The 24352-nt window shown below is 42.1% G+C and carries 24 protein-coding genes and 2 pseudogenes; 8 read left to right on the top strand and 18 right to left on the bottom strand.

Annotated features, from left to right (window positions below; translation table 11 throughout):
* Positions 1–7 precede the first annotated feature (7 nt).
* From AAC155_RS24560 to AAC155_RS18535, 7 genes and pseudogenes are all read right to left on the bottom strand, one after another.
* On the bottom strand, positions 8–214 hold the full coding sequence (locus AAC155_RS24560) for a DUF3850 domain-containing protein (RefSeq protein WP_082111226.1): 207 nt from the start codon (positions 212–214) through the stop codon (positions 8–10).
* A gap of 48 nt (positions 215–262) precedes the next feature.
* The gene (locus AAC155_RS18560) at positions 263–526 is read right to left on the bottom strand and encodes a hypothetical protein (protein WP_046975119.1); all 264 of its coding nucleotides are present in this window, start codon (positions 524–526) and stop codon (positions 263–265) included.
* A complete protein-coding gene (locus tag AAC155_RS18555; RefSeq protein ID WP_046975118.1) occupies positions 519–749 on the bottom strand; it encodes a TraR/DksA C4-type zinc finger protein in 231 nt (76 codons plus the stop codon). Before AAC155_RS18555 ends, AAC155_RS18560 begins: the two co-directional genes overlap by 8 nt.
* Positions 742–945 (bottom strand): DUF2732 family protein, encoded by a 204-nt coding sequence (locus AAC155_RS18550; protein WP_046975117.1) that lies wholly within the window; start codon positions 943–945, stop codon positions 742–744. Before AAC155_RS18550 ends, AAC155_RS18555 begins: the two co-directional genes overlap by 8 nt.
* A 79-nt stretch (positions 946–1024) precedes the next feature.
* Entirely contained in the window at positions 1025–1378 is a 354-nt protein-coding gene (locus AAC155_RS18545; RefSeq protein WP_052760828.1) for a DUF5347 family protein, read from the bottom strand.
* 146 nt (positions 1379–1524) lie between these two features.
* Positions 1525–2035: pseudogene (locus AAC155_RS18540) on the bottom strand (phage regulatory CII family protein).
* Between the two features lie 28 nt (positions 2036–2063).
* Positions 2064–2303: a hypothetical protein gene (locus tag AAC155_RS18535; RefSeq protein ID WP_046975116.1), complete on the bottom strand. Its 240-nt coding sequence runs from the start codon at positions 2301–2303 to the stop codon at positions 2064–2066.
* Between the two features lie 122 nt (positions 2304–2425).
* On the opposite strand from AAC155_RS18535, the gene AAC155_RS18530 reads away from it, so the two are divergent.
* The 3 genes from AAC155_RS18530 to AAC155_RS18520 are packed head-to-tail and all read left to right on the top strand — an operon-like array spanning position 2426 to position 4509.
* Positions 2426–3010, top strand: coding sequence for a phage repressor protein CI (locus AAC155_RS18530; RefSeq protein WP_046975115.1), 585 nt, complete (start codon positions 2426–2428; stop codon positions 3008–3010).
* A 1-nt stretch (position 3011) separates the two neighbouring features.
* Positions 3012–3458, top strand: a complete 447-nt coding sequence (locus AAC155_RS18525; RefSeq protein ID WP_046975114.1) for a hypothetical protein — start codon at positions 3012–3014, stop codon at positions 3456–3458.
* Positions 3445–4509, top strand: coding sequence for a phage integrase (locus AAC155_RS18520; protein ID WP_046975113.1), 1065 nt, complete (start codon positions 3445–3447; stop codon positions 4507–4509). The genes AAC155_RS18525 and AAC155_RS18520 overlap by 14 nt, the downstream gene beginning before the upstream one ends.
* Before the next feature lie 151 nt (positions 4510–4660).
* On the opposite strand, the gene pmbA is transcribed toward AAC155_RS18520, so the two are convergent.
* A complete protein-coding gene (pmbA, locus tag AAC155_RS18515; protein WP_113043679.1) occupies positions 4661–6001 on the bottom strand; it encodes a metalloprotease PmbA in 1341 nt (446 codons plus the stop codon).
* A 201-nt stretch (positions 6002–6202) separates the two neighbouring features.
* On the opposite strand from pmbA, the gene yjgA reads away from it, so the two are divergent.
* Positions 6203–6742 carry a ribosome biogenesis factor YjgA gene (yjgA, locus tag AAC155_RS18510; protein WP_113043678.1) on the top strand — a complete coding sequence of 180 codons (540 nt, stop codon included), beginning with the start codon at positions 6203–6205 and terminating at the stop codon, positions 6740–6742.
* A gap of 74 nt (positions 6743–6816) precedes the next feature.
* Here yjgA and AAC155_RS18505 read toward each other — a convergent pair.
* The 9 genes and pseudogenes from AAC155_RS18505 to mreB form a co-directional block, all read right to left on the bottom strand.
* A pseudogene (locus AAC155_RS18505) lies at positions 6817–6960 on the bottom strand (RNA-guided endonuclease TnpB family protein); the annotation flags it as partial.
* Between the two features lie 36 nt (positions 6961–6996).
* Complete coding sequence (gene tldD, locus AAC155_RS18500) at positions 6997–8442, bottom strand: metalloprotease TldD (protein ID WP_113043677.1); 1446 nt, start codon at positions 8440–8442, stop codon at positions 6997–6999.
* Positions 8443–8447: 5 nt separating this feature from the next.
* Complete coding sequence (gene nit1, locus AAC155_RS18495; protein ID WP_113043676.1) at positions 8448–9305, bottom strand: deaminated glutathione amidase; 858 nt, start codon at positions 9303–9305, stop codon at positions 8448–8450.
* Positions 9302–13102 carry an AsmA2 domain-containing protein YhdP gene (yhdP, locus tag AAC155_RS18490; RefSeq protein ID WP_113043675.1) on the bottom strand — a complete coding sequence of 1267 codons (3801 nt, stop codon included), beginning with the start codon at positions 13100–13102 and terminating at the stop codon, positions 9302–9304. Before yhdP ends, nit1 begins: the two co-directional genes overlap by 4 nt.
* Before the next feature lie 41 nt (positions 13103–13143).
* Complete coding sequence (gene rng / locus AAC155_RS18485; RefSeq protein WP_113043674.1) at positions 13144–14613, bottom strand: ribonuclease G; 1470 nt, start codon at positions 14611–14613, stop codon at positions 13144–13146.
* A complete protein-coding gene (locus AAC155_RS18480; protein ID WP_113043673.1) occupies positions 14610–15197 on the bottom strand; it encodes a Maf family protein in 588 nt (195 codons plus the stop codon). The genes rng and AAC155_RS18480 overlap by 4 nt, the downstream gene beginning before the upstream one ends.
* Before the next feature lie 207 nt (positions 15198–15404).
* A complete protein-coding gene (gene mreD, locus AAC155_RS18475; protein ID WP_112879257.1) occupies positions 15405–15893 on the bottom strand; it encodes a rod shape-determining protein MreD in 489 nt (162 codons plus the stop codon).
* Complete coding sequence (gene mreC, locus AAC155_RS18470) at positions 15893–16927, bottom strand: rod shape-determining protein MreC (protein WP_112896274.1); 1035 nt, start codon at positions 16925–16927, stop codon at positions 15893–15895. Before mreC ends, mreD begins: the two co-directional genes overlap by 1 nt.
* Before the next feature lie 110 nt (positions 16928–17037).
* Entirely contained in the window at positions 17038–18081 is a 1044-nt protein-coding gene (gene mreB / locus AAC155_RS18465) for a rod shape-determining protein MreB (protein WP_011148194.1), read from the bottom strand.
* 642 nt (positions 18082–18723) lie between these two features.
* Between mreB and acuI the strand changes: the two genes are divergently transcribed.
* The 4 genes from acuI (at position 18724) to accC (ending at position 22224) form a co-directional block, all read left to right on the top strand.
* A complete protein-coding gene (acuI, locus tag AAC155_RS18460; protein ID WP_113043672.1) occupies positions 18724–19701 on the top strand; it encodes an acrylyl-CoA reductase (NADPH) in 978 nt (325 codons plus the stop codon).
* Positions 19702–19909: 208 nt separating this feature from the next.
* Positions 19910–20362 (top strand): type II 3-dehydroquinate dehydratase, encoded by a 453-nt coding sequence (aroQ, locus tag AAC155_RS18455; RefSeq protein WP_113043671.1) that lies wholly within the window; start codon positions 19910–19912, stop codon positions 20360–20362.
* A gap of 29 nt (positions 20363–20391) precedes the next feature.
* Positions 20392–20862: an acetyl-CoA carboxylase biotin carboxyl carrier protein gene (gene accB, locus AAC155_RS18450; protein WP_113043670.1), complete on the top strand. Its 471-nt coding sequence runs from the start codon at positions 20392–20394 to the stop codon at positions 20860–20862.
* Positions 20863–20874: 12 nt separating this feature from the next.
* Positions 20875–22224: an acetyl-CoA carboxylase biotin carboxylase subunit gene (accC, locus tag AAC155_RS18445; protein WP_113043669.1), complete on the top strand. Its 1350-nt coding sequence runs from the start codon at positions 20875–20877 to the stop codon at positions 22222–22224.
* Between the two features lie 1551 nt (positions 22225–23775).
* Here accC and AAC155_RS18440 read toward each other — a convergent pair.
* Positions 23776–24186: a hypothetical protein gene (locus AAC155_RS18440; RefSeq protein WP_191214940.1), complete on the bottom strand. Its 411-nt coding sequence runs from the start codon at positions 24184–24186 to the stop codon at positions 23776–23778.
* Positions 24187–24352 lie beyond the last annotated feature (166 nt).

Below are 24352 nucleotides of genomic sequence, written 5' to 3'. Positions count from 1 at the left end.
GAATTAATTAAAATAAAAGCAAAACAAATTCTTCCGCTATCTGCGGATACAAATCTTTATTAATTACCGTTACATTTGTTATTTTTCCTGAAATCAATCTTCCTATGAAATTTCCATTGTCACCAATTTTATTCAATGCAAGAAAATCACCTGTTTTATATTCTTGATCATTTACTCTAAATTCTGCTTTTTTCTCTCCGTTATCAATAGCTATAAAATAAACTCTTTTTTAAATGATGAGTTTTGTTTTTCACTTTCATGATTATTCACCCTCACGAAAGAAAAAATTCGGTGATAGCGATGTAAGTTCATATCTGATATTTCCATATGGATAATCACAGCTAACATCATCTCTTATGACAGAATTAACGATAAAGGTTTTAACCCTAACGCCTTTATATTCACGTAAAATAACAATATCGTTTTCCTCAATTACAGGCATAAATACCGATACATCAATGCAAAGCTGACTATCTGACACAATGCAATCAAAATTTTTAGTTGTTAGATCATGATATCTAGTCATCCCACACACTCCGATAATGTTTCTGTTCCATCTCGAAAACTTCCTGACAGGAAACACAACGGGTAACACCCATGACTTTCATCCGTCGCTCTGATGAGATTAATTCCCCACAATCTTCACATTCAAACGTAGAAACACTCACAGGGCGGTTTATATGCCTTAATATTTTGCGTTCCAGTGTTTCCTCTGCATGTTGACAAGCTTGGTCGATAACATCAGACATAGTGCCACTCCTGGGCCTGACGCTCGACGTTCTCAGATTCACGTTGCAAAAGCGCTGCACTGGCCGCATGATCCATTTTATTTTTCAAAACATGAACGGACAGTTTTGCTAAACGGAATGAAAATAAATCTGCATAATGTTTACGTTCATCCTCCCGCACCTTTTTTATTAACTGCTCAATACCTGTAGCTTTCATTTATTAATTTCCTTGTTTTTGGTAATAAAAATCCCTGACGTGTTAGCGCCATTAAAATTAGAACGATAGTTATTTTTATTTAGTTCGGCAACGATAAATTATTGGGTAATAATACACTCGTTGCCTTGATAATATTTATTGCTCGTATCAGACTAATCATTTCTTCACGAGTTAATTCATTCAATGCCAGTTCATGCCTATTGGTTGGTATACGTGCTATGTAGAAAATGGCAGCTAACACGCGTTTATTATCCACATAGTTTTCGCTACGTTTATCTCTCATCTCATTAATAAAGACACTTAACTCTTTATTATCAGATTTGAAATATTGTGCCCTGACTTGAGCAACTTTATTTAATCCATTAACCCGCGTTTCAAAAGATATTGAGAATGCACGTTGTTCGCTTGATTCAAATTGATATTCCGTGTTCATGTAAACCTCATCGAATCAGGAACAGAATAAAATAAGCAAAAGCACATAGAACGATTGGATAGATAAACCTATCTTTTTGGGGTTTAAATGATTCACCAGTCAATTTATATTGGTGTTCTTGTTGCTTTAATGCGTTCATGCTGACCTCACACTAACAATGCTCCAATACCTGCAACAACATCAACCACCGAACTAGACGCAGGCATTAGAATGCAATCTTGATGAAATGGTAATACCCACTAAAGTTAATAATCTGATCGCATTATTAACCGTCCTCTTAAACTCAGCCACACGGGTATGATTGAAATGACCTCCCGAAACAACAGCACTTGCCAGTTTTCCCACTTCTGCCGTTACACCTAACAAATAATTCGACATGTTGGAATCACAAATCTCATTCACCGGTACCGATGGCTGACACCGCAACTGCTCCAGTAATCCATCCAAAATAGATGCGTCTTGCGTTACATCGGTTAACTTCATTAAGTCAACACAAGTCAGTATGTGAGGCTGTTCAGGATTTAGCTTGTTACGCAGCATTTGCGGATTCATTCGGATAGCTCCCGAAATTTGAGCTAAGTTGCCCCTATGAACGTTGGCGAATGCCCGGCAAGCATGATCAAAGTGTGCTTGTTTGGAAACTTGATAATCAAACATTGCTGTTTTTCTCCAAAAGCGAAATGCTTTACTCGTATTGCGTGTTAAGTGAAATTTGGACACTAGTTGCGCTTAATGCTTCAACTGCCAGAGCCATCATATTGATAAGCACTTTACCGCGTTTCTTATCAATGGATTTTTCACGAACGGGTAAGCGACCATCTCTAACCATGTCGCGGGCAGTCGATATAGACATGGCATGACGGCGGCAATATTCTTCAATTGGAAGGAATGGCTCAGTGACAGTGATTGTAAAGATAGGTCTCATGGGGCAAAATCCTCTTTTAGCTTTAGTCTTATCAATATTCGTTTATATTCGTTCATATTCACTATAACCTACAAAGTGAATTATGCATTCGCTTAAAGACAAAAATCAAGAGGATTTTTAGCTTGAATCTACAAATAGATTTAACCAAAGGCGGCGACAAGGTTCTTGACCGTATCATTGAGGCTTATGGGTTCTCTACAAAAATAGCCCTAGCAGAACATTTCGGTATCGCCAGTAGTAGCTTAGCAATGCGTTATAAACGCGGATTTTTCCCCTCAGATATCGTTGTTCAATGCATGGCTGAGACTGGCGCAACTTTAGAATGGTTAGCTACTGGTCAAGGAAGAAAATTTAATGATGAAGAAATCGACATGCTAAAATTACCTAATAATAAGCTGATTGATGGAAAACTCTATCAATCAGGCTATGTCATGTTCGATAAGGTGATGTTTACTGCTGGTATTCCCTTTCCTTCTGATCCTTTCTGTGTTCTGGATTCCAAAACTTACTACATCATTGATCGTGGGTTTGCAGATGTTTATGATGGCAAATGGTTGATTAAGATTAAAAACAAAATCAGTATTCGCGAGTTAACCCGTATCCCTGTTAGACGTGTCCGAGTTTCCGGTGTTGGAATGGCATTTGATTGTGATTTAGATGAGATCAATGTACTAGGGAGAGTTGTTAAGAAAATAAAGGATTATTAAAATGAAAATTATAATCACAACAATAAAAATTGTTTCACTTACCTTCTTAGTGCTGTTTTTTATTTCTGGATTAGGTTTCCGTTTCGATACCGAACCTAAAAATAAGAGTGTCGTCAAAGCCATGCTGTTTATTTCCGGCTCGGTTCTTTGCTTTTTATTTTATCGTTGGATTTATCTACCACGCAAGGGTAAAAAGGAGAAAGAAGAAAAAAGTAATAACCTATCTATAAGAGAACGATGGTCCCTTATAAAAAATAAATTTTCTGCTGAATATGAGAAAGCAAAGAAAGAATCAAACGAGCGCGAACCAACTAAACGCAATTCAAACTCCGACGCTGAGCCAAGTCTTTACAGCACGTCAAATGGTGAAGCCATTATCTGGGAAGGTACATCCAAGCCTGATTGGTTAACTAATGTGGTCGGTATCGATAGCTATGGCAATAAATAAGCAACCAAATGGCAAATGGCTAGTTGAGCTTTACCCCAACGGCAGGAACGGGCGAAGAATCCGTAAACAGTTCACGACCAAAGGTGAGGCGCTCTCTTATGAGCGCCATATATTAGATGAAACTGTAGACAAGCCTTGGCTCGGAGAAAAGCAAGATAAACGTCTTCTTTCTGAGCTGGTTGATATCTGGTATCGAGCACATGGCATAACCCTAAGTGATGGCAAAAACCGCAAACAAAGAATGCTCTTTGCTTGTAAAGAAATGAGTAATCCCCTTGCAACCGAATTTGATACTAAGTTGTTTTCTGTTTACCGAGAGAAAAGGTTAAATGGGAATGCTAACAAATTAAAACCTGTCACTCCTAGTACCGTTAATAATGAATTAGCATATTTCCGTGCTATGTTTAATGAGTTATACAGGCTCGGAGAATGGAACAAAGAGAATCCATTGAAAAACATCAGAGCGTTCAATACTGATGAAACGGAAATGGCTTTTTTATCAAATCAACAAATTATTACCCTGCTGGATTTCTGCGCACAAAGCACAGCAAAAGATTTGTTGATTATCGTCAAAATTGCTCTATCTACAGGTGCAAGATGGTCTGAAGCTGCGGGATTAACTGGCTCACAAATCACGCCTTATAAGATAACGTTCACTCAGACTAAAGGGAAACGTAATCGTACTGTTCCGATAACTAAGGAGCTATACGATGAGATACCAAAGAGGAAAGGGAAATTGTTCAGCTCCTGCTATTCAGCTTTCCGTAGGGCTGTCAAACGAGCTGGTATAGAGTTACCATCTCACCAATCGTCCCATGTAATGCGCCACACATTCGCATCACATTTTATGATGAGCGGAGGCAATATCATTGTCCTGCAAAAAATACTGGGACATACCGACATCAAAATGACAATGCGGTACGCACATTTTGCACCTGACCATCTGAATGATGCCTTGATATACAACCCGTTATCGCAGTTAAAAAATGGCGACAAGGTGGCGGCAGAGAACTTAAAACCTCAGCGTTCATCAGCACTTGCCGTTTCATAATTCATTGATAAATATGCATTTAATTGATTTCCCTATGGTATTCACAGGATTAGAATTACTTTACCAACCAGAAGCTGCCGGTGAGCTCCACCGTTAATTCAGCCAGCCCATTTGATCCGGGCTGGCTAAAGTAATCGGAAACGAGTATCTCTTATTGACCAGCGATACTCATTTCCGGCAGTAAGACTGAACCACACTGGATATTACTACGCGTTTCAATATCATTCCCAATAGTGACCATATTGGCCCACATATCCTTTAAATTGCCTGCAATAGTAATCTCGCTGACAGGATACTGAATCTCACCATTTTCTACCCAAAAACCAGCGGCACCACGGGAATAGTCGCCAGTTACTGCACTGACTCCCTGCCCCATCAGTTCAGTGACCACTAACCCAGTTCCCATCTGACGCAGTAAATCTGCAAAATCTTGACCTTGCCCTGCAATGCACCAGTTATGAATCCCTCCTGCATGGCCGGTACTTGCCATTCCTAGCTTACGGGCAGAATAACTGGTCAGAAGCCAAGTCTGTAATATACCATCCTTGATAATATCCCGATTGCTGGTAGAAACACCTTCACTATCAAATGGAGAAGATGCTAACCCCGCCAGCAAGTGTGGCCGTTCTTCAATTGTCAGCCATGATGGCAGAATTTGTTTGCCCAGATGATCAAGCAGGAAAGAGGATTTCCGGTAAATACTGCTACCACTGATAGCGCCAACCAAATGACCGAAAAGGCCCGTTGCAACCTCCGCAGCAAACAACACCGGTGCTTTCATAGTCGGTAATTTACGTGGCGACAAACGAGATAATGCACGACGAGCACACTCCTGCCCAACCCATTCTGGCGATTTTAAATCTTCAAAACGACGACTAATGGTATACGCATAATCCCGTTCCATATCGCCATCAAGTTCAGCAATCACACAACTCGACATAGAATGACGACTGGAGCAATAGCTTTGCAACATACCGTGGCTGTTACCAAACACTCTGATACCGTAATGGCTGTTAAAACTGCCACCTTCAGTATTGGTAATACGCTTATCTGCCTGTAATGCAGCTTGTTCCGCACGAGCAGCCAGTTCAATTGCTTTATCCGCATCCAACTCTGTTGGATGGAACAAATCAAGATCTGGCGCTTCAAACGCCAGTAGCGCTTTATCTGCCGGGCCAGCACACGGGTCCCGAGAGGTATAACGAGCGATATCAATCGCAGCCTGAACAGTACGGGCAATGGCATCCGGGCTTAAATCTGTTGATGATGCGCTACCTTTACGTTGCTGATGATATACGGTGATCCCCAGAGCACCATCACTATTGAATTCTACATTTTCAATTTCACCAAAGCGGGTACTGACACTAATACCCGTTGTTTTATTAACCGCAACCTCCGCAGCATCACAACCCGCTTTTGCCAGCTCTAGTGCCCGTGAAACTGCGTTTTCCAGTTGTTTGCGTTGTTCCGCAATTTGATCCGTGATTTTCATTAATTACCTGTAATTTGATGAATAAAGGGAAAATCTGTCGGAAAAACAGAACCGTTTTATCCACACAGTCAATGTCGAGTGGTAATCCGACGTTTTTCCCAGTTACAATACACGATATTAGGATGTTAACACCCACCGAGCTACAGGTCATGCTCCAAAAATAAACCTGCCAGCTCCGGCCTTTTTAAAAGGAAAACCACTATGGCAAAGCAGCCTGAAGATTGGCTCAATGATTCTCCTGCCGAAGAGGAAGAGGAAGAGATAATTTGGGTCAGTAAAAGTGAAATTAAACGTGATGCCGAAGCATTGAAAAAGCTGGGTACAGAATTGGTTGAGCTCAGCAAAAGTGCGCTTGAACGCGTTCCGTTAGATGAGGATCTGCTGGCCGCCATTGAACTTGCACAGAAGATAAAAAGAGAGGGGCGCCGTCGCCAACTACAATTTATTGGTAAACTGCTGCGTACTCGGGATGTCGAGCCAATTACCACCGCGCTTGATAAACTGAAAAATCGTCATAATCAGCAAATCACTCTGCTCCATAAACTGGAAGAATTACGTGATAAATTGATTGATGGCAATGACGATGTTATTGATGAAGTGGTGGCGTTATTCCCACAAACCGATCGCCAGCAACTGCGTACTTTGATCCGCAACGCCAAAAAAGAAAAGGCGGCAAATAAGCCACCTAAATCTTATCGTCAGATTTTCCAGTATCTTAAAGATATGGCTGAATCCGCTTAACGACCTAAAACCCGTAAGGTTCTAATTTCTGTTAGGGGAAAATATTAAAACTAAGTTCCCCTTCCAGTTCTTCTATCACTGATTACGCGGGCGAGTTTAGAATTTTTCATCAGGTTTGCCATCTTCCGCGTCTCCACCATTATCGCTTGGTTTTCGTCAACAATTGCACGAGAAAGTTTGTGTTGAAAGTCGGCACGGGCATTGGCTATCCGTTCGTGTCTTATAATGATCTATCTCGGATAAACAACCAAAAATCAGGCTGTTCCTCCAACGGTCAAGTTGTCCAGTTTCAAAGTAGGCTGACCAACACCAACAGGGACACTCTGGCCCTCTTTGCCACAAACCCCAACACCTTTATCCAGAGCAAGATCGTTTCCTACCATAGAGATCTGCTGCATAGCCTCAATACCGGAACCGATAAGGGTTGCACCTTTCACTGGTTTGGTAATTTTACCGTTCTCAATCAGATAAGCTTCCGATGTCGAGAACACGAATTTACCGGAAGTGATATCCACTTGACCACCACCAAAATTTGGCGCATATAAGCCATTCTCTACACTACTTATGATCTCTTCTGGTGTGGAATGACCCGCCAGCAAATAGGTATTAGTCATACGAGGCATTGGCAAATGGGCATAAGATTCACGGCGACCATTGCCCGTCGGCGTGACCCCCATCAGACGCGCATTCATTTTATCTTGCATGTAACCTTTCAGAATGCCATTTTCAATCAATACATTGTATTGTCCAGGAACGCCTTCATCATCAATTGCCAATGACCCCCGGCGACCTTTTATTGTGCCATCATCAACCACAGTACAGAGTTCAGACGCGACTTTTTCACCAATCTGACCAGAAAACACCGAAGTACCACGGCGGTTAAAATCACCTTCCAGCCCATGACCAACAGCTTCATGCAGCAACACTCCCGGCCAACCAGCCCCTAGAACAACCGGCATGGTACCAGCAGGTGCAGCAACAGCGGAAAGATTCACCAGTGCCATACGGACAGCTTCACGCGCAAATTGTTCTGCACGGATCTGACCACTAACCACTTCCAGAAAATATTCATAACCGTAACGGCCACCACCACCGCTAGTGCCGTGTTCACGTTTGCCGTTATCTTCCACCAGCACCGTGACAGATAAGCGAATGAGAGGACGGATATCAGCCGCCAAGGTCCCATCGGTTGCCGCGACCAACACCCGTTCATAGATCCCTGTCAGACTGGCATTGACTTCCTGTACTCTTGGATCTTCAGCACGAGCCACCTGATCCACACACTGCAATAACGCAACTTTTTCTTCACGGGAAAAACTTTGCAGCGGATCAATTGCTGCATAAAGCTGAGAATAGGTCACTTCGCCAAAAGTATGGGCTTTACCATTCCCTTTTTCATGGACGATGCTACGGGCAGCCTGTGCACTTTGTTGCAACGCATTCAACGTGATCTGGTCTGCATAAGCAAAACCCGTTTTTTCACCACTGATTGCCCTAACGCCAACCCCCTGATCAATATTATAGGAACCATCCTTAATAATCCGATCTTCCAGCACCCAAGATTCATGGTAACTGGACTGAAAATAGAGATCGGCATAATCAAGCCGACGTTCAGCCAGTTGACCGAGTACTGAAAACAGATCTTGATGGCTTAATTTATTTGCAGCCAGTAGGTGTTCACTGACAGAAGTTAAACTCATAATTGCTACTCTTTAATTTGCGGTATTTTTTCAATCAAGGAAGTCAACTGCGGTCGAAAGCGGTTATGTTTCACCACCTTCATCTGCTCACGCATAATCTTCAAGCTATCTGCCCTGATATTCAGTTGTAATGCACTGACTGCATCGGGGTTTTTCTTAATCACTTTCCCCCAACCATCCACTGCCATTGAGTGACCCCACGTCTGGCGGGTTCCATGTACACCAACCTGAGCCGGCGCTAACAAAATACACTGGTTTTCAATAGCGCGAGCCCGCAACAGTGGCTCCCAATGTGCTTTTCCTGTTAAACGAGTAAATGCCGCAGGAACAGATATCAACTCAGCGCCTTGCTCACGTAATGCCTGAAACAACCCAGGGAAGCGCAGATCATAACATATGGTCATTCCGAGACGCCCAACAGGTGTATCTACAACGGTAATATGTTCCCCACGCTGGAAAACAGATGATTCATTATATGATCCATGTTCATCATTAATATTGACATCAAACATATGGATTTTGTCGTAACGTGCGCAAATCTTACCCTGATCATCAAACAACAGGCTACTACTGGTGAGCCGTTCAGGATTTTCACGACTGATAAGCGGCATAGAACCGATTAATAACCAAACACCATAACGGCGTGCAATCTCACTAACAGCTTGCTGCAAAGGCCCATGACCCTGTTGTTCCGCATGCCTACGATAGCTATCAGCATTAGCAAACAACAGTGCATTTTCCGGGGTCATGACAAACTTGATAGTATCTGGCAACTGCTTAATTTGTTGTTCAATTTGCGACAAATTATGTTTGATATTTTCACCGCTACATAACTGCAAGAGTGCAACATTAACGTTTCTCATGTTCCTCTATTCTCCTTAAGCTGACGCAGAACTTCATCAATTTTCGGTTGCTCAAGATTACCAGTAATCCGGTAACGAATAACGGATATCTTATTCCATAACGGCCCCAAAACCTTGGTCGCTGCGAATAATGCAGCACCTGCCATCGGATTGATGACAAAAGCCGTCGCTACCCCCACAGTAGCAGAAATCTCCGGTGTGACGATGGCTTCTATATTGATCTGTTGGCGAACAAGATCGATTTCACCTTTCGTTATCACATCGGCAATCAACCCATCAACCCGTAAGTTTTCAGTCTTGAGTATCCCATTTTTTACTGAAACATCACCACGAATTGAATCAAATTCAAAATCCTGGCTAAAGGTATCGCTAAAATCGAGCTGTAATTTACGTAACAGAGCATCAAAACTGACTAATTTTAGTAACTGACCAGCACTTCCTCCCCCCAATTTTTCAATAGCACCTTTGCCTAAGTCACTTTTAAGATTGCCATTCAGCGTCTGGAAATTGGGTTTCCACGGAGTATCCCACCAATTAAAATCAAAATGGAAGGTAAACGGTGAATTTACAATCGGTACGACTATACCAAGGTAAGATGCCATCTCATCAAACTTTTCACCAGAAAATTGCCCCATAATACGAGTATTATTCCCTACAGCCCCTTCTTGCCAACGACCTGCCAAAGTTAGTTTACTGACACTGTTTTCTACTATTCCATCTCTTAATACCAGCGAATTACCTTCTGGAATCAGGGAACCAGACACCTTCCCAAGTTTCAATCCCATAATCCAACATTCAGAACAGATGATGTCTAACGAAGGCCATTGATTCAACGAATAACGCAGAGTTGTACCTGTCTGAGATTGCTTAGGTAAATCCGATTCAGCTTGCAGAGGACTATGTTGCAGAGGATTATAGTAAAGATGGCTCAAATTCATCTGCCAAGAGCCACTATGACGGATATTAAGTTTACCGCTGATTTCCCGACTATTAGCAGTGATCTGCGTTCCCCAAAGCTGTTTTTCCACATCCAACGATAACTGATTCCAACGTTGTCCCCCCGCATCCAGTGATGGAAGTGATATATGCAGATGCTGTGGCAACATTGACATACCTGCCAATGAAGAACCAGAAGTCAGAGGCGCAATCAGCCCTAACCACTCTTCCCCCTCAACTACCGGAAGATTCAATTCCAATAGGGATTTTTCAGGCAAATCAGGAATTTTATCGCTGCTTTGTAAAATTCCACGTGACAGTTGAGTGCTTTTCCCAGCCAGACGCCATTGAGTATTAAATGCATACTGTTTATCCAGAGTGCCTTTTACTTGCAACTGTTCCATATCACCATCAGCCAGAATATGAAGAGCACGCAGTTCATCCGCTTTCAGGGCAGATAAATAACTATCTACTTGTGATAAATCAACGTCGATTTTCATATCATATTGAGGCTTGCCCTGAAACGGCAAACTGACACCGACCTTCCCTTCCCAATCAACAGAGCCAGAAAACGCTTTAGCAATCGCTGGTGAAAATTTAGATAATTTTGCCACAGCCCAATGCGCATTCAGACCAACATTGACTCGGTAGTTTTTGGGTAAACTTTTAGTAGAAAAATCAACCGTAACAGGCTGCCCAAGCCATTGGGCCGATAATTTGCCGCTTTGTAAATTACCATTATCAAAGCGAAACCGGCCACTCACATTTTTCATTTCGCTATCTAGAGGCTTAATCAACAAGTGATTATTGTTTAAAGTCACCTCACCACGGGCATCCACATTGCCACCATTGAGTGGAATATCCAAATGCAAATTACCAGCAATCCGACCACCAACCTGCAATATATCCAGCGTTTCACCAACAGAATTTGCTAACGGGCTACGGGTAAAATATTCATGAATATCTTTGCCTTCTCCCAGAAGATCAGCGTTGATTAACAATTTCTTACTGCGATAATTAGAAATTACTGCTGAAACATTGCTAGCTTTCACTTTACCAAGTGCCGTTTGCAGAGCAAGCATCCATAAACTGTTATTCTGGAAATTAAGATCAATATTGAGATCTAGCAATGCCGGCCAATTTGGTTGGTACTGAAAAGTCGCATGACGCAATGGAGCAAAAACTTGAAACTGACCATTATTCTTTGCAAATGGGAAATCTTTTGGATTGCCTTGAAAAACAAAAGTCGCGTTTTCTATCTGCCCTTTAATAATTGAAGCTGTTAGATAGTCAGTCAGAGATGTTCCCATCAAAGATTCTGGAAAATATCTCCAGGCATCACCTGCATCATAAACCCGTATTCCCGCCAGAATATTCAGCGCAGGAGGCTGTTCTTTAGGCTGTTGATAACGAAAATCACCATTGACCCACAATGATTTCGCCTGCAAATCCAATCCTTGACTCCAAAGTTGTAAGCCTCGCTCATCTTGCCGCCAGAGTATTTCGCCATGACTTTGGGATATCTCGAACGGTGCCAAGAACATATCTCGATAATCAACGACACTATTCTTCAATGCAAAACTCAGTTTGCCTTGCCGCAAGCTGCCATTGAGAGAACCAGAGAAATTATCAATAGAAGGCAATTCCTGCCAACGCTGCCAACTGACATTCTGCCATTGCATACTGATTCGGGAATCATCTGCCATTTTGGGTGTAATATCGAGGGCAAGATACTTTACCAATCCTTGTGGCTGACGATGCTGCCAATCCTTCACAAGATCAGACGTCAAAAAAGAAAAAGTCGGTAAAATGCTACTTAGCCGTTCAAGTTGAACGTTTTTTGCCCGGACACGCCAATGATCATGACCATCAGCTCTCTTGGCTTCCGGTAGATAGAGCACTGATACTTTTCCTGACGGCCATTGTTGACCATCAGTGATCAAATTTGCCAGCTCAGGTGCATCAAACAACCAACCACCATCTTGGCGACGCATTCGTAACACTAAATCACTGACAGAAAGGTTGTGGGATTTGTTAGCAACTTTCCAATTAGCTTTTCCCTGACGGAGTTGCAGTTGACCACCATCAATCCGACCATCTTTCAGCATAATCCAGCTAGACAAACTAAACTCAGCATCCTTCAGCCCAGTATTATCCTGCAACCAATGGCTTAGCCACGGATGAACATCAACATTATCTGCCTGTAAATAAATAGTACCGTTATCCAATATGCCATTAGTGTCATGCAAATCAAATTTAACTTGTATATCCCCATGCTGATTATTGATCGAAGAGAGACTAATTTTCCCTTGAGCTCGGTGACGATTATCTTTATTCAGCCAGGTTAATTGTGGTAACAGAAGATCAGCGCGTTCACCAGAGGGAGTAAGGAAAGTAAAACGGCTATCTTGCAGATTAAAATGATCAAACTGCTCCAGAAACAGATCAGAAAATAGATCCGATTGGGAAAACATATTACCGCTTTGATCATTAAACAGCGGTTGATAGTAATCTACTTGTAACTGATAAAAAGTAAGATCGCGGAAATTCCAACGCATCCTTAGTAAAGATAACCAGATATCCAATGCAACCGTGATCTTTTTCGCTTTCACATCAGCATTTGCGGTTTTTACACTGATATCACGTAATTCAAAAACAGGCCCGAAAGATTCCCATTCTCCTGCAATATATCCAGCATCAATGGGTACACCAATAATTGATTCAATTTTAGCGAATAATTGTGGGCGGTAATCATTAATATGTGGCAGTAGAAAACGTAATCCACTAACAAGCAAAGCCACAATGATAATGACTATTGCGGCTGTCGCTAATAATACTCCCGGCAGTCGCCTCACACGCATCTCCTTGGTTACCAATGCTGTTATGTCAGCAAATCAGATGGTTACATCATAACTACGTCAAATTGTTCTTGACTGTAGAGCTGTTCTGTCTGAACTTTTACCTGTTTACCGACAAAAATCTCCACTTCCGCCAGTGCATGAGATTCCTCTCCTTTCAACGCTTCAGCCACTGCGGGTGAGGCATAAATAAGGAAACGATCTGCGTCAACTGCCCGGTGCACTCGCACAATTTCACGCATAATCTCATAACAGACAGTTTCAACAGATTTCACGGTTCCCCTTCCTTTACAAGTAGGGCAATCGCCGCAAAGTATATGCTCGATACTTTCACGAGTCCGCTTACGAGTCATTTCCACCAGCCCGAGTTGTGAAAAACCATTAATCGTGGTTTTAACACGATCTTTACTCAGCACCTGTTCAAGAGAAGCCAATACCCGTCGGCGATGCTCCTCGCTATTCATATCGATAAAATCGATAATAATAATACCACCTAGATTACGCAGCCTTAATTGTCTGGCAATAGCTTGCGTCGCCTCAATATTGGTATTAAAAATAGTTTCTTCCAAATTACGATGACCAACAAATGCGCCGGTATTAATATCAATTGTGGTCATCGCTTCAGTTTGGTCAATAATCAAATAACCACCTGATTTTAATTCAACTTTGCGATCGAGTGCTCGCTGAATTTCATTTTCTACATCAAACAGATCGAAAATAGGCTGACTACCGTTATAAAGCTCTAATCTGGCTGTCATTTTAGGAATATATTCGCGAATAAATTCCTGTAACTGAGTAAACGTCAAACGAGAATCTACACGAATACGATCAAGGGCCGCGCCGGCGAAATCACGCAAAATACGATGAGCCAAAGCCAATTCGCCATAAAGTTTATTTTTAGTGACATTGCGCTTTTTACGCTCCATCACCTTACTCCACAATCGTTTCAAGAAAGCCGCATCCTGAGCTAATTCTTCGTCGCCAACGCCCTCGGCAGCCGTCCGAATAATGAAACCACCATGTTCATCACAATAATCAGCAACAATATTTTTCAGGCGATTACGCTCTTCTTCACTTTCAATACGTTGTGAAACCCCGACATGAGATGCACCGGGCATAAATACAAGATAACGGGAAGGTAAGGTAATATCGGTAGTGAGCCGAGCACCCTTGGTACCAAGGGGATCTTTCACTACCTGAACCATTAAATCTTGTCCCTGGCGAACCAACTCAGCAATATCTTTAACATGAAAGTTCTTTTGCTCCTCACCGGCAATACATTCCGTATGAGGCATAATATCTGAGGCATGAAGAAAGGCGGCTTTTTCCAGCCCAATATCAACAAAAGCAGCCTGCATTCCTGGTAATACCCGACTTACACGACCTTTATAAATATTGCCGACAATTCCCCTTTTGGCTTCCCTTTCAATATGGATTTCTTGCAAAATCCCACCATCAATGTAAGCAACGCGCGTTTCGGATGGTGTGATGTTGACTAATAACTCTGCTGTCATAGGTTCCCCTTCCCATCAACTAACGCAAAAAACTTTGTGATTAATTCGTGCGTTTCCACCAATGGCAGACCAACAACTGAGTGATAACTGCCATTCAGCGTTTTAACAAAGCAACCCGCTTTTCCCTGAATACCATAAGCTCCCGCTTTGTCCATCGGCTCACCGGTTGCTACATAATCCAAAATTTCCTGCGTGGATAATTGGCGAAAGGTTACATCTGTAATAACTATATCACTTAAGGTACGCTGACTATCTGATAAAGCAATGGCTGTCATCACCTGATGACGCTGACCGGAAAGTGCACTGAGCATTGCAACAGCATGTTGCTCGCTACGTGGTTTTTCTAGAATCTTACCATTCAATACAACAACAGTATCCGCTCCCAACACCAGAAAATCCTCTGGTGCAATAGCAACTCCCGCTAGAGATTTATCTTTTGCTAATCGGCTGACATACTGACGCGGAGTTTCACCCTCTTGCCACTGCTCCTTTACCTGAGGAGAAAGAATTTCAAATTTAAAGTCCAATAATCCAACCAGCTCACGCCGCCTTGGTGAGCCGGAAGCCAGATAAAGGGTTTTCATGATGATCTCGTCCTTACTACTACCTATCTCATTAGGCTATTTCATTTGCCATTTTGAACCTAGAGCAGAGCTTAATCCTCACGTACATTATGTACGCTCCGGTTATACGCACTACTCGTATCCTCAAGTTATTGGAAAAAATGGCCTGCATCAGTAACGCCTGCTGGAATAAGCTCTGTCAGGACATTAAAAACGGCGATCCGACCACTAATGTACATTAAACTGACGACGGATTTTTCGCATTAACAGGAACAACCACGGCCAAAGAATACCATTGACCAAACTGTTCCAGAATACTTCTGGATGAAAAGCAACATTTGATAACAAAAATTCTGCCCAAAAAACGCTGAGATCCATCAGTACCGATAAAGCAATGACAACCAAAGCCTGCTGCCAAAGTGCCATATTGCGAAATAATTGAAACTTAAATGACACCAAATAACTCACAAGGCTGTAAGCCAAAGCATTAACACCCAGTGTCGCTCCCTGAATCAAATCTACGATGATCCCCAATATAAAACCGGTACCAACACTGACTCTATGCGGTAACGCCATCACCCAATAAATCAACAATAGTGCCGACCAAGTTGGCCGATACATATAAATTTGCTCCGGCCACGGCATAATTTGCAGCACCATTGCAATCAAGAAAGATACCCAAATGATCCAACGCCCATGACTCCGGTATTGATTCATTAACGATTTCCCGAATTTATAAATTTAGCCGACGTTATTGTCGATTCAGCACCTTTTACTCTTTCTGTTGTCTTGGTTGCTTCATCAGAAACCGACGATGGTGCAGGTGGTCCCATTTCATTTGCATGTGGCAATACCTGGGGCATCATTTGCATTAAACGTTCGTTGGCTACACGATAAACCTCTGATGGAGGCAATGGTTCGGATGGATTATTATCTGCCCCCCACAACAACAACAAATAACGCAAACGCTGTAATTCTGCCGTTGGCCGAGCATGAATTACAGTATAAGCCCGTTGATTATCGACTTTAACTGACGAAACCACAGCAACCGGATAACCTTCCGGGAAGCGACCCCCTAACCCAGAAGTCACCAACACATCCCCAACCCGAATATCTGTGTTGCTCGGTAATAACTCAAACTGCAAATCATCAGTACAACCTGCACCAGCAATAATAGCCCTGATATCATTACGTAAGACCTGGATGGGTAAAGCATGAGTCGTATCACAAATCAGTAATACCCGGCTAGTAAACTGACTGACAGCAACAACCTGACCAACAATGCCTTTATCACTGATAACAGGTTGCCCTTCATAAACACCTTCTCTTGATCCCTTATCGATGACGACCTGATCACTATAAGGATTAGCCCTACCGGAGATCACCTGCGTCACCATCATGTGTTCATCCTGACGTAAAGGTGATCCCAATAGCTCACGCAAGCGGGAATTTTCCTGTTTAAGTTGGCCTAACAACAGCATATCGCTATTTTTCATCAATAATTCTTGGCGTAAAGCACGATTTTCCAATCGAAGTTGTTCACGGGAAGCAAGGGTTTCTGACACACCATCAAGCACTTGACGCGGGCCATTGGCGAGAAAATAAAATGGACTGACTACCGTATCCATATAATTACGGACTTTACTGAGAGCATCAAGGCGGCTGTCTGCCACAACCAAAGCAATGGCAACAATAACAGCAAAGAAAAGTCGTAATTGCAGGGAAGGCCCTCTGCTAAAAATTGGCTTCATAAGCTGCGCTATTCCAAACTGTACTGTTTCATAAACAATGGAATTCCCAGACAGCAATCGCAAGGAGGTCTGAGCTGCCCGTCATTCCCCCCTCACTTGCAAGTTAACACTCACTCCTCGCTGAAGAGTTCACCGCCATGCATGTCGATCATTTCAAGTGCTTTCCCGCCACCACGAGCAACACACGTCAAGGGATCTTCCGCAACAATGACAGGAATACCGGTTTCCTCTATCAGTAAACGGTCAAGATTGCGCAATAATGCACCACCCCCGGTCAAGATCATGCCTCGTTCTGAAATATCGGAAGCCAATTCTGGAGGACACTGCTCAAGAGCGACCATGACAGCACTGACAATACCCGTTAAAGGCTCTTGCAGAGCTTCAAGAATTTCATTGGAGTTAAGCGTAAAGCCACGTGGCACACCTTCAGCCAAGTTACGACCACGCACTTCAATCTCCAGCATCTCATCACCAGGATAAGCAGAACCGATCGTGTGCTTAATACGCTCAGCCGTTGCTTCACCAATCAGTGAACCATAATTACGACGAACGTAATTGATAATAGCCTCATCAAAACGATCACCACCGATACGTACAGAAGATGAATAAACAACCCCGTTCAAAGAGATAACCGCCACTTCCGTCGTGCCACCACCAATATCCACAACCATTGATCCAGTGGCTTCAGAAACAGGTAAGCCTGCACCAATCGCCGCAGCCATAGGTTCTTCAATCAAAAATACTTCACGAGCGCCAGCACTGAGTGCAGATTCACGGATTGCCCGACGCTCAACCTGAGTTGCACCAACCGGTACACAAACCAAAACTCGCGGGCTTGGACGCATGAAACTGTTGCTATGAACTTGCTTAATAAAGTGTTGCAGCATCTTCTCTGTAACATAAAAATCGGCAATCACCCCATCTTTCATCGGACGAATTGCCGCAATATTACCCGGTGTTCGACCCAGCATTTGCTTTGCTTCCTGCCCAACGGCAGCAACACTTTTCGATGAACCAGCACGATCCTGACGGATTGCGACGACAGAAGGTTCATTCAATACAATACCCTGACCTTTGACATAAATAAGGGTATTGGCGGTACCCAAGTCAATAGACAAGTCGTTGGAAAACATGCCACGAAATTTTTTAAACATAGCGAAAGGATAATCCTGCAAGCTGGGGACGGAACGAAACCCGTCTACTCTACCAACCACATGAAGCAGCGACAAGGCACACAAGCACTTGCTTCAATAAAAAAGTGGCTACGTTATTCATATCAACAGAGCGATATTCTACGTTACTTCTCCCAAACGGAGCAGAAAAAAACTGCATAAAAATGGGTTAATTTTACCAATTGTTCCATAACTGAATGCAAGAACCACCTGATTTTGCATAATTCAACATTAGGCACGGATACCGTAACCCGAATAAACCCGCTCCTGTTTTTTGACCAGTAACGATTCTTGTAAGTTCACATAAGACCCACACTTCTGCTCACTATTTCCAATATTTAACTACAAGTACGTAGTCTATGTAGTGAACAAATTAATGATGTAATAAATTGCGACTAAAATACAATACTTTCTGCTAATAAATAATAAAAAACAGAATTTTCTGAAATAGATCTCGATAGGTAATAGTCTGAAATCCGATACCGACATCATAGAAAAAATGTGAACAGATTCTGTTTCAGAATCCATCAATACTTTATTTTTTCTTATATTCCTTATGTAAATCACCCATTTTTATCTATTCTTATTTAATGACAAAATCAATTACAGAAAACGGAACGATCAATGAAAGCCTTGCTACTCAAACAACAACAGAATCAATTAACAGCGTCCATTGAAGAAGTTGAGACTTCTCATCTTCCCAAGGGGGATGTTACCGTCGATATTCACTGGTCAACCCTGAACTATAAAGATGCATTGGCAATCACAGGTAAAGGGAAAATTATCCGTCAATTTCCAATGATACCGGGCATTGATTTCTCTGGAATCGTACACCACACAGAAGATCCGCGTTTTCATATCGGCCAGCATGTTTTATTAACCGGCTGGGGCGTAGGAGAAAATCATTGGGGCGGCTTGGCAGAACAAGCCAGAGTTTCAGGGGAATGGTTAACGCCTTTACCCATTGGTTTGGATAGCCGACAGGCAATGATCATTGGTACTGCTGGCTTTACCGCAATGCTGTGTGTTATCGCCTTGGAACAAGGTGGCGTCAAGCCAGAAAATGGTGATGTTATTGTGACAGGCGCCAGTGGTGGTGTAGGAAGCACAGCAATAGCGCTACTCTCACAACTTGGCTATTCCGTTGTTGCCGTTAGCGGCAGACAAGAAAATCATGAATATTTGTTGTCCCTGGGGGCAAAAAAGGTTCTGCCACGTCATGAATTTAGCCAACCACCGCGCCCATTGGAAAAACAACTTTGGGCAGGAGCCATTGATACTGTAGGCGATAATATACTAGCAACAATACTGGCCCAAACTCACTATAACGGTACCGTTGCAGCCTGCGGTCTTGCCAGCAATGCCAATCTGCCAACAACAGTGATGCCATTTATTTTACGCAACATACGCCTGCAAGGTGTAGAGTCGGTCACGGTTCCATCAGCCAAACGCCCCGCCGTGTGGCAACGTCTGCAAGAGCTACTGCCTGCTGCTTTTTATCAACAAGCAACGACTGAAATCACACTAGACCAAGCTGTGGAATACGCTAATAAATTGATAGCTAACCAGGTTACAGGACGTACATTGGTAAGAGTTCGTTAAGAATTGTGATTAGCCTCTAAAGTACGGTTGTTTTATTCTTGACATTTTTTCTGATAAGACCAGTATTTAGCTGCTAAATGCTACGATATGATTATAATGTCGCGCTTTATCGCCGAAATGAACTTGTGGCTGTTATAAAAAGATGACAAATCGTTAATATAGGATTATGTTGGGCAGTTGTTGACAAATTGCCGGAGATACCAGCACAATGGCAGACAAGTTTCACATTTTACTCCTTAACGGCCCTAACTTGAATATGTTAGGAACCCGGGAACCTGATATCTATGGCAACTTAACGCTTGATGATATCGTCAGCAAATTGTCTGAAGAAGCCCATCAATCAGGGGTCAAATTCAGTCACCTGCAATCCAACGCAGAATTTGAGCTGATAAATAGAATTCATTCTGCACAGGGTAATACTGATTTTATCTTGATTAACCCTGCTGCATTCACGCATACCAGCGTGGCACTGCGTGATGCATTGCTGACAGTGAAGATCCCATTTATTGAGATCCACCTATCCAATGTTCACGCCCGCGAGCCATTTCGTCATCACTCATATCTTTCAGATCTTGCTGTTGGTGTAATCTGCGGTTTAGGGGAAGATGGCTATAGCTTTGCATTACAGGCAGCGGTAAACCGCTTGTCAAAACTCAACTAAATAAAACAGAAGAGTACGGAATCACACTCATGGATATTCGTAAGATAAAAAAACTGATCGAGCTGGTTGAAGAATCTGGCATTTCTGAACTGGAAATTTCTGAAGGGGAAGAGTCAGTGCGCATCAGCCGCGCATTAGCCCCCCAGAGTTTTCCGGCAGCTCAACAATATATTCCCGTCCAAGCGCAACAACCTGCGCTGGCTAGCGCTGTTGCGCCTTCTCAAGCTCTACCAGAAACGATCAGCGACAGATCGGTTGCAATCGACGGCCACGTTGTTCGTTCTCCAATGGTAGGTACCTTCTATCGTACACCTAGCCCAGATGCGAAACCGTTTATCGAAATCGGCCAACGTGTCAATGTGGGTGATACCCTCTGCATCGTTGAAGCAATGAAAATGATGAATCAGATTGAAGCCGACAAAGCAGGTGTGGTTAAAGCGATTCTTGTGGAAAACGGTCAACCCGTTGAATTTGACGAGCCATTGGTCGTCATCGAATAACGAGGCGTTCCCATGCTTGATAAAATTGTAATTGCTAACCGTGGTGAAATTGCCCTGCGTATCCTGCGAGCTTGTAAAGAGTTAGGGATCAAAACCGTTGCGGTACATTCCTCTGCGGATCGTGATTTAAAACACGTACTGCTGGCAGATGAAACTATCTGTATCGGCCCGGCAGCTTCTGCAAAAAGCTATCTTAATATCCCTGCGATTATTTCTGCGGCAGAAATCGCTGGCGCAGTAGCCATTCACCCTGGCTACGGTTTTCTGTCTGAAAATGCAGATTTTGCTGAACAGGTTGAACGTTCCGGCTTTATTTTTATCGGCCCAAAAGCAGAAACGATCCGCCTGATGGGTGATAAAGTTTCTGCTATCAATGCGATGAAAAAAGCAGGGGTTCCTTGTGTACCAGGCTCTGATGGTCCATTGTCTGATGACACAGAGAAAAACAAAACCATCGCTAAACGCATCGGCTATCCTGTCATCATCAAAGCATCCGGCGGTGGTGGTGGTCGCGGTATGCGCGTCGTCCGCAGTGATAAAGATCTGGAACAATCAATCAATATGACCCGTGCGGAAGCAAAAGCTGCTTTCAATAACGATATGGTTTATATGGAAAAATTCCTTGAGAATCCACGTCATATTGAAATCCAGGTATTGGCCGACGGTCAAGGTCAAGCAATTTATCTGGCTGAACGTGATTGCTCTATGCAACGCCGTCACCAGAAAGTTGTCGAAGAAGCCCCTGCTCCGGGTATCACGCCAGAGATGCGCCGCAGTATTGGTGAACGTTGTGCTAACGCATGTATTGAAATTGGCTATCGTGGCGCTGGTACTTTCGAATTCCTGTATGAAAACGGCGAGTTCTACTTCATTGAGATGAACACCCGTATTCAGGTCGAACATCCAGTTACAGAAATGATTACCGGTGTTGACTTGATTAAAGAGCAGTTGCGGATTGCCGCAGGTATGCCACTTTCAATTAAGCAGAAAGATGTTGTTATTCGTGGTCACGCCATTGAGTGTCGTATCAATGCCGAAGATCCGAACACATTCCTGCCAAGCCCAGGAAAAATTACCCGCTTCCACTCACCGGGTGGATTTGGCGTACGTTGGGAATCACATATTTATGCTGGCTACACCGTTCCCCCTTACTATGATTCAATGATTGGTAAGCTGATTACTTACGGTGAAAATCGTGACAATGCCATTGCCCGTATGAAAAATGCATTGGCAGAATTGATCATTGATGGCATCAAAACAAATATCGAGCTTCAACAGACGATTATGAATGATGAAAACTTTCAGAATGGTGGCACGAATATCCACTATCTGGAGAAAAAACTGGGATTACAGGAAACTTAAAACTGGTTTAATGACATCAATATCTTTGAAGGAGCGCTTAAACGCTCCTTCAAATTACTGACAAAGCGCCGCTTTTTAATTTTAATCAAGTTCTGTTCGCCAAACGGAGTTTACCACCACGTTAAAACCCACCTTGAGGTAAAATCAGTGTGATTTTAAAATCTGGAAAAAGGGCAAGCGCATCACGAAAAAACCGGTAAAAACGTTAGTCATTAAAGGTAAAACCGAAAGTAATTAAAGATTTTTTAAAGCAGGTAAAAAACTCGATACTATACTGATATTGGAAGAGAAAACATCAGGAAAAACGGCTTTTGAATCTATTAACCACATGACAAAATAATAGCGTTAATCAAAAAACAAGAAGATGAGATTGTATCAAAACATTCAACAGGATTAACCGCATTAAGAAAATTTTCTCAAACAAAAGATTTTGCATGACTGAAAGAAGTTTACGAAAAATGAGGATAATCGTTAAAAAAAGTTGAGAAGCTTTTAGATTAAACATGGAAAAAAGAACAAAAACGTTTAAAAGCATTAAAGATGATTAACTCAGTTATCCATCAGACAAAGGTTAAAAAAATAGGTTCCGATTAATACTAGCTTTTTAAGCAAGACAAAATGACTAAAAAACAGTTTACTCCCTGCCATATTTAATGCATTTATCAGCGATACTATACTCCGTTTATTTTATAATTACCAAATCTGTCATGACCATTTAAAAGCGAAAATACAGAGATATTAAAGATTTTATATAAAAAGCGGATTTAACTAAATACATGCAACTTTTCAAAAGGAGAGTTAATTATATTTAATCGAAGTCATCGACCATTAAAAGAAAGTCGAAAAGAAATCAGCATGCAAAAGCATATTATCCGAACAGATGGGTATTAACGCGCTTTATCATCGTTATTTTATGAAGAAAACCATAAAAACAACGCAATAAAAAAATGGATAAAACGATTAATCTGGCAGGATTAACACCCTGAAAAAAAGGGGATTATCTGAAAAAACATCAAGGGTAGTGATTTATTAAAACTACTCAGAATTGCCGGTAAAACAGCATCAATAAAGGGTATGATTAACGTTGGTTTGACGTAAAATAAGATATCCTATAGTGATTAAACTTAATAAAAATCAAGTGGTAAAAGTGTAGTGATCACAAACCGTCAAAACACTATACTGATTAAAACCCTAAATTAAAACAGTGACTTTAAATAACAGTTTAAAACCTGCTCATGATAAAACTCAAAGTGGAGCCTGTAATTTAAACTGGCTTTACACTATTTTAACTCGCCAATAATATGGCTTTTCTACGGTTCGATTAAACCGTTCCTCTTTATAAAAACCATTGCCCGTCAACTTCACAAATGATTTGGATATTGCTATATCGTTTTTGAAAGCGCGAGCATGATTATGTTCTATACCCGTCATCTTTCAAATTGCCTCTTTGTTGGCTGCACTCACTCACCCCGGTCACATAGTTATCTATGCTCCCGAGGATTCGTTCCCTTGCCATCGCGATCCATCTTGAAATCCATTGGGTATATATTATTAACCATTTTTCATTCCTATTTTAGTTTCTATTATTTGTTTTTTACTTATTTCTTTATCGCCTCTATTACCCGTTATATAAATAATACTACCGACCAAAGAAACAACTGTGATGATAGATGCCACTTTAATAGGTTCATGGTGAGATATATAACCAATAAACAATGATGCCAGTCCTGCACTACCTAATTGCAATGTTCCCATTACGCCGGAAGCTGTCCCAGCCGCTTGAGAATGCGTGGCAATTGCCGATGCAGTACCTAGTGGCAATAAAAAACCATTACCGAAAGTCAATACTGATATTGTTAGCACAGAAGTTATCAATGGGTAGGAACTAAAAAACATTTGTATCGTGAAAGCAATACCTCCAACAACAAAGATGAGATAACCATGAGAAATTGTCTTTCTCACGCCCTGACGGCGACTTAATTTTTTAGCCGTAAGATTACCCAGGGCAAGATCGTGAATATTTTGTTAAAAAAATCAGATTTGACCGACGGTAATAGTTATGATCTCATACTCTCTTTTTGAGAGCAAAAACCATGTGCTTTGATATTTTTACTGAACATTTCTCAGA

Origin of the sequence: Photorhabdus sp. HUG-39 (assembly GCF_963878365.1) — a bacterium.
Taxonomy (GTDB): domain Bacteria; phylum Pseudomonadota; class Gammaproteobacteria; order Enterobacterales; family Enterobacteriaceae; genus Photorhabdus; species Photorhabdus kayaii.
Note: the sequence above shows the minus strand (reverse complement) of the source record. Positions and strands in the feature narration are given on the sequence as shown.

Bases quoted from the DNA above. Each gene is read 5' to 3' on its own strand.
- AAC155_RS18560 (WP_046975119.1), bottom strand. From the start codon at position 526: ATGACTAGATATCATGATCTAACAACTAAAAATTTTGATTGCATTGTG.
- AAC155_RS18555 (WP_046975118.1), bottom strand. From the start codon at position 749: ATGTCTGATGTTATCGACCAAGCTTGTCAACATGCAGAGGAAACACTG.
- AAC155_RS18550 (WP_046975117.1), bottom strand. From the start codon at position 945: ATGAAAGCTACAGGTATTGAGCAGTTAATAAAAAAGGTGCGGGAGGAT.
- AAC155_RS18545 (WP_052760828.1), bottom strand. From the start codon at position 1,378: ATGAACACGGAATATCAATTTGAATCAAGCGAACAACGTGCATTCTCA.
- AAC155_RS18535 (WP_046975116.1), bottom strand. From the start codon at position 2,303: ATGAGACCTATCTTTACAATCACTGTCACTGAGCCATTCCTTCCAATT.
- AAC155_RS18525 (WP_046975114.1), top strand. From the start codon at position 3,012: ATGAAAATTATAATCACAACAATAAAAATTGTTTCACTTACCTTCTTA.
- AAC155_RS18520 (WP_046975113.1), top strand. From the start codon at position 3,445: ATGGCAATAAATAAGCAACCAAATGGCAAATGGCTAGTTGAGCTTTAC.
- pmbA (WP_113043679.1), bottom strand. From the start codon at position 6,001: ATGAAAATCACGGATCAAATTGCGGAACAACGCAAACAACTGGAAAAC.
- yjgA (WP_113043678.1), top strand. From the start codon at position 6,203: ATGGCAAAGCAGCCTGAAGATTGGCTCAATGATTCTCCTGCCGAAGAG.
- tldD (WP_113043677.1), bottom strand. From the start codon at position 8,442: ATGAGTTTAACTTCTGTCAGTGAACACCTACTGGCTGCAAATAAATTA.
- nit1 (WP_113043676.1), bottom strand. From the start codon at position 9,305: ATGAGAAACGTTAATGTTGCACTCTTGCAGTTATGTAGCGGTGAAAAT.
- yhdP (WP_113043675.1), bottom strand. From the start codon at position 13,102: ATGCGTGTGAGGCGACTGCCGGGAGTATTATTAGCGACAGCCGCAATA.
- rng (WP_113043674.1), bottom strand. From the start codon at position 14,613: ATGACAGCAGAGTTATTAGTCAACATCACACCATCCGAAACGCGCGTT.
- AAC155_RS18480 (WP_113043673.1), bottom strand. From the start codon at position 15,197: ATGAAAACCCTTTATCTGGCTTCCGGCTCACCAAGGCGGCGTGAGCTG.
- mreD (WP_112879257.1), bottom strand. From the start codon at position 15,893: ATGAATCAATACCGGAGTCATGGGCGTTGGATCATTTGGGTATCTTTC.
- mreC (WP_112896274.1), bottom strand. From the start codon at position 16,927: ATGAAGCCAATTTTTAGCAGAGGGCCTTCCCTGCAATTACGACTTTTC.
- mreB (WP_011148194.1), bottom strand. From the start codon at position 18,081: ATGTTTAAAAAATTTCGTGGCATGTTTTCCAACGACTTGTCTATTGAC.
- acuI (WP_113043672.1), top strand. From the start codon at position 18,724: ATGAAAGCCTTGCTACTCAAACAACAACAGAATCAATTAACAGCGTCC.
- aroQ (WP_113043671.1), top strand. From the start codon at position 19,910: ATGGCAGACAAGTTTCACATTTTACTCCTTAACGGCCCTAACTTGAAT.
- accB (WP_113043670.1), top strand. From the start codon at position 20,392: ATGGATATTCGTAAGATAAAAAAACTGATCGAGCTGGTTGAAGAATCT.
- accC (WP_113043669.1), top strand. From the start codon at position 20,875: ATGCTTGATAAAATTGTAATTGCTAACCGTGGTGAAATTGCCCTGCGT.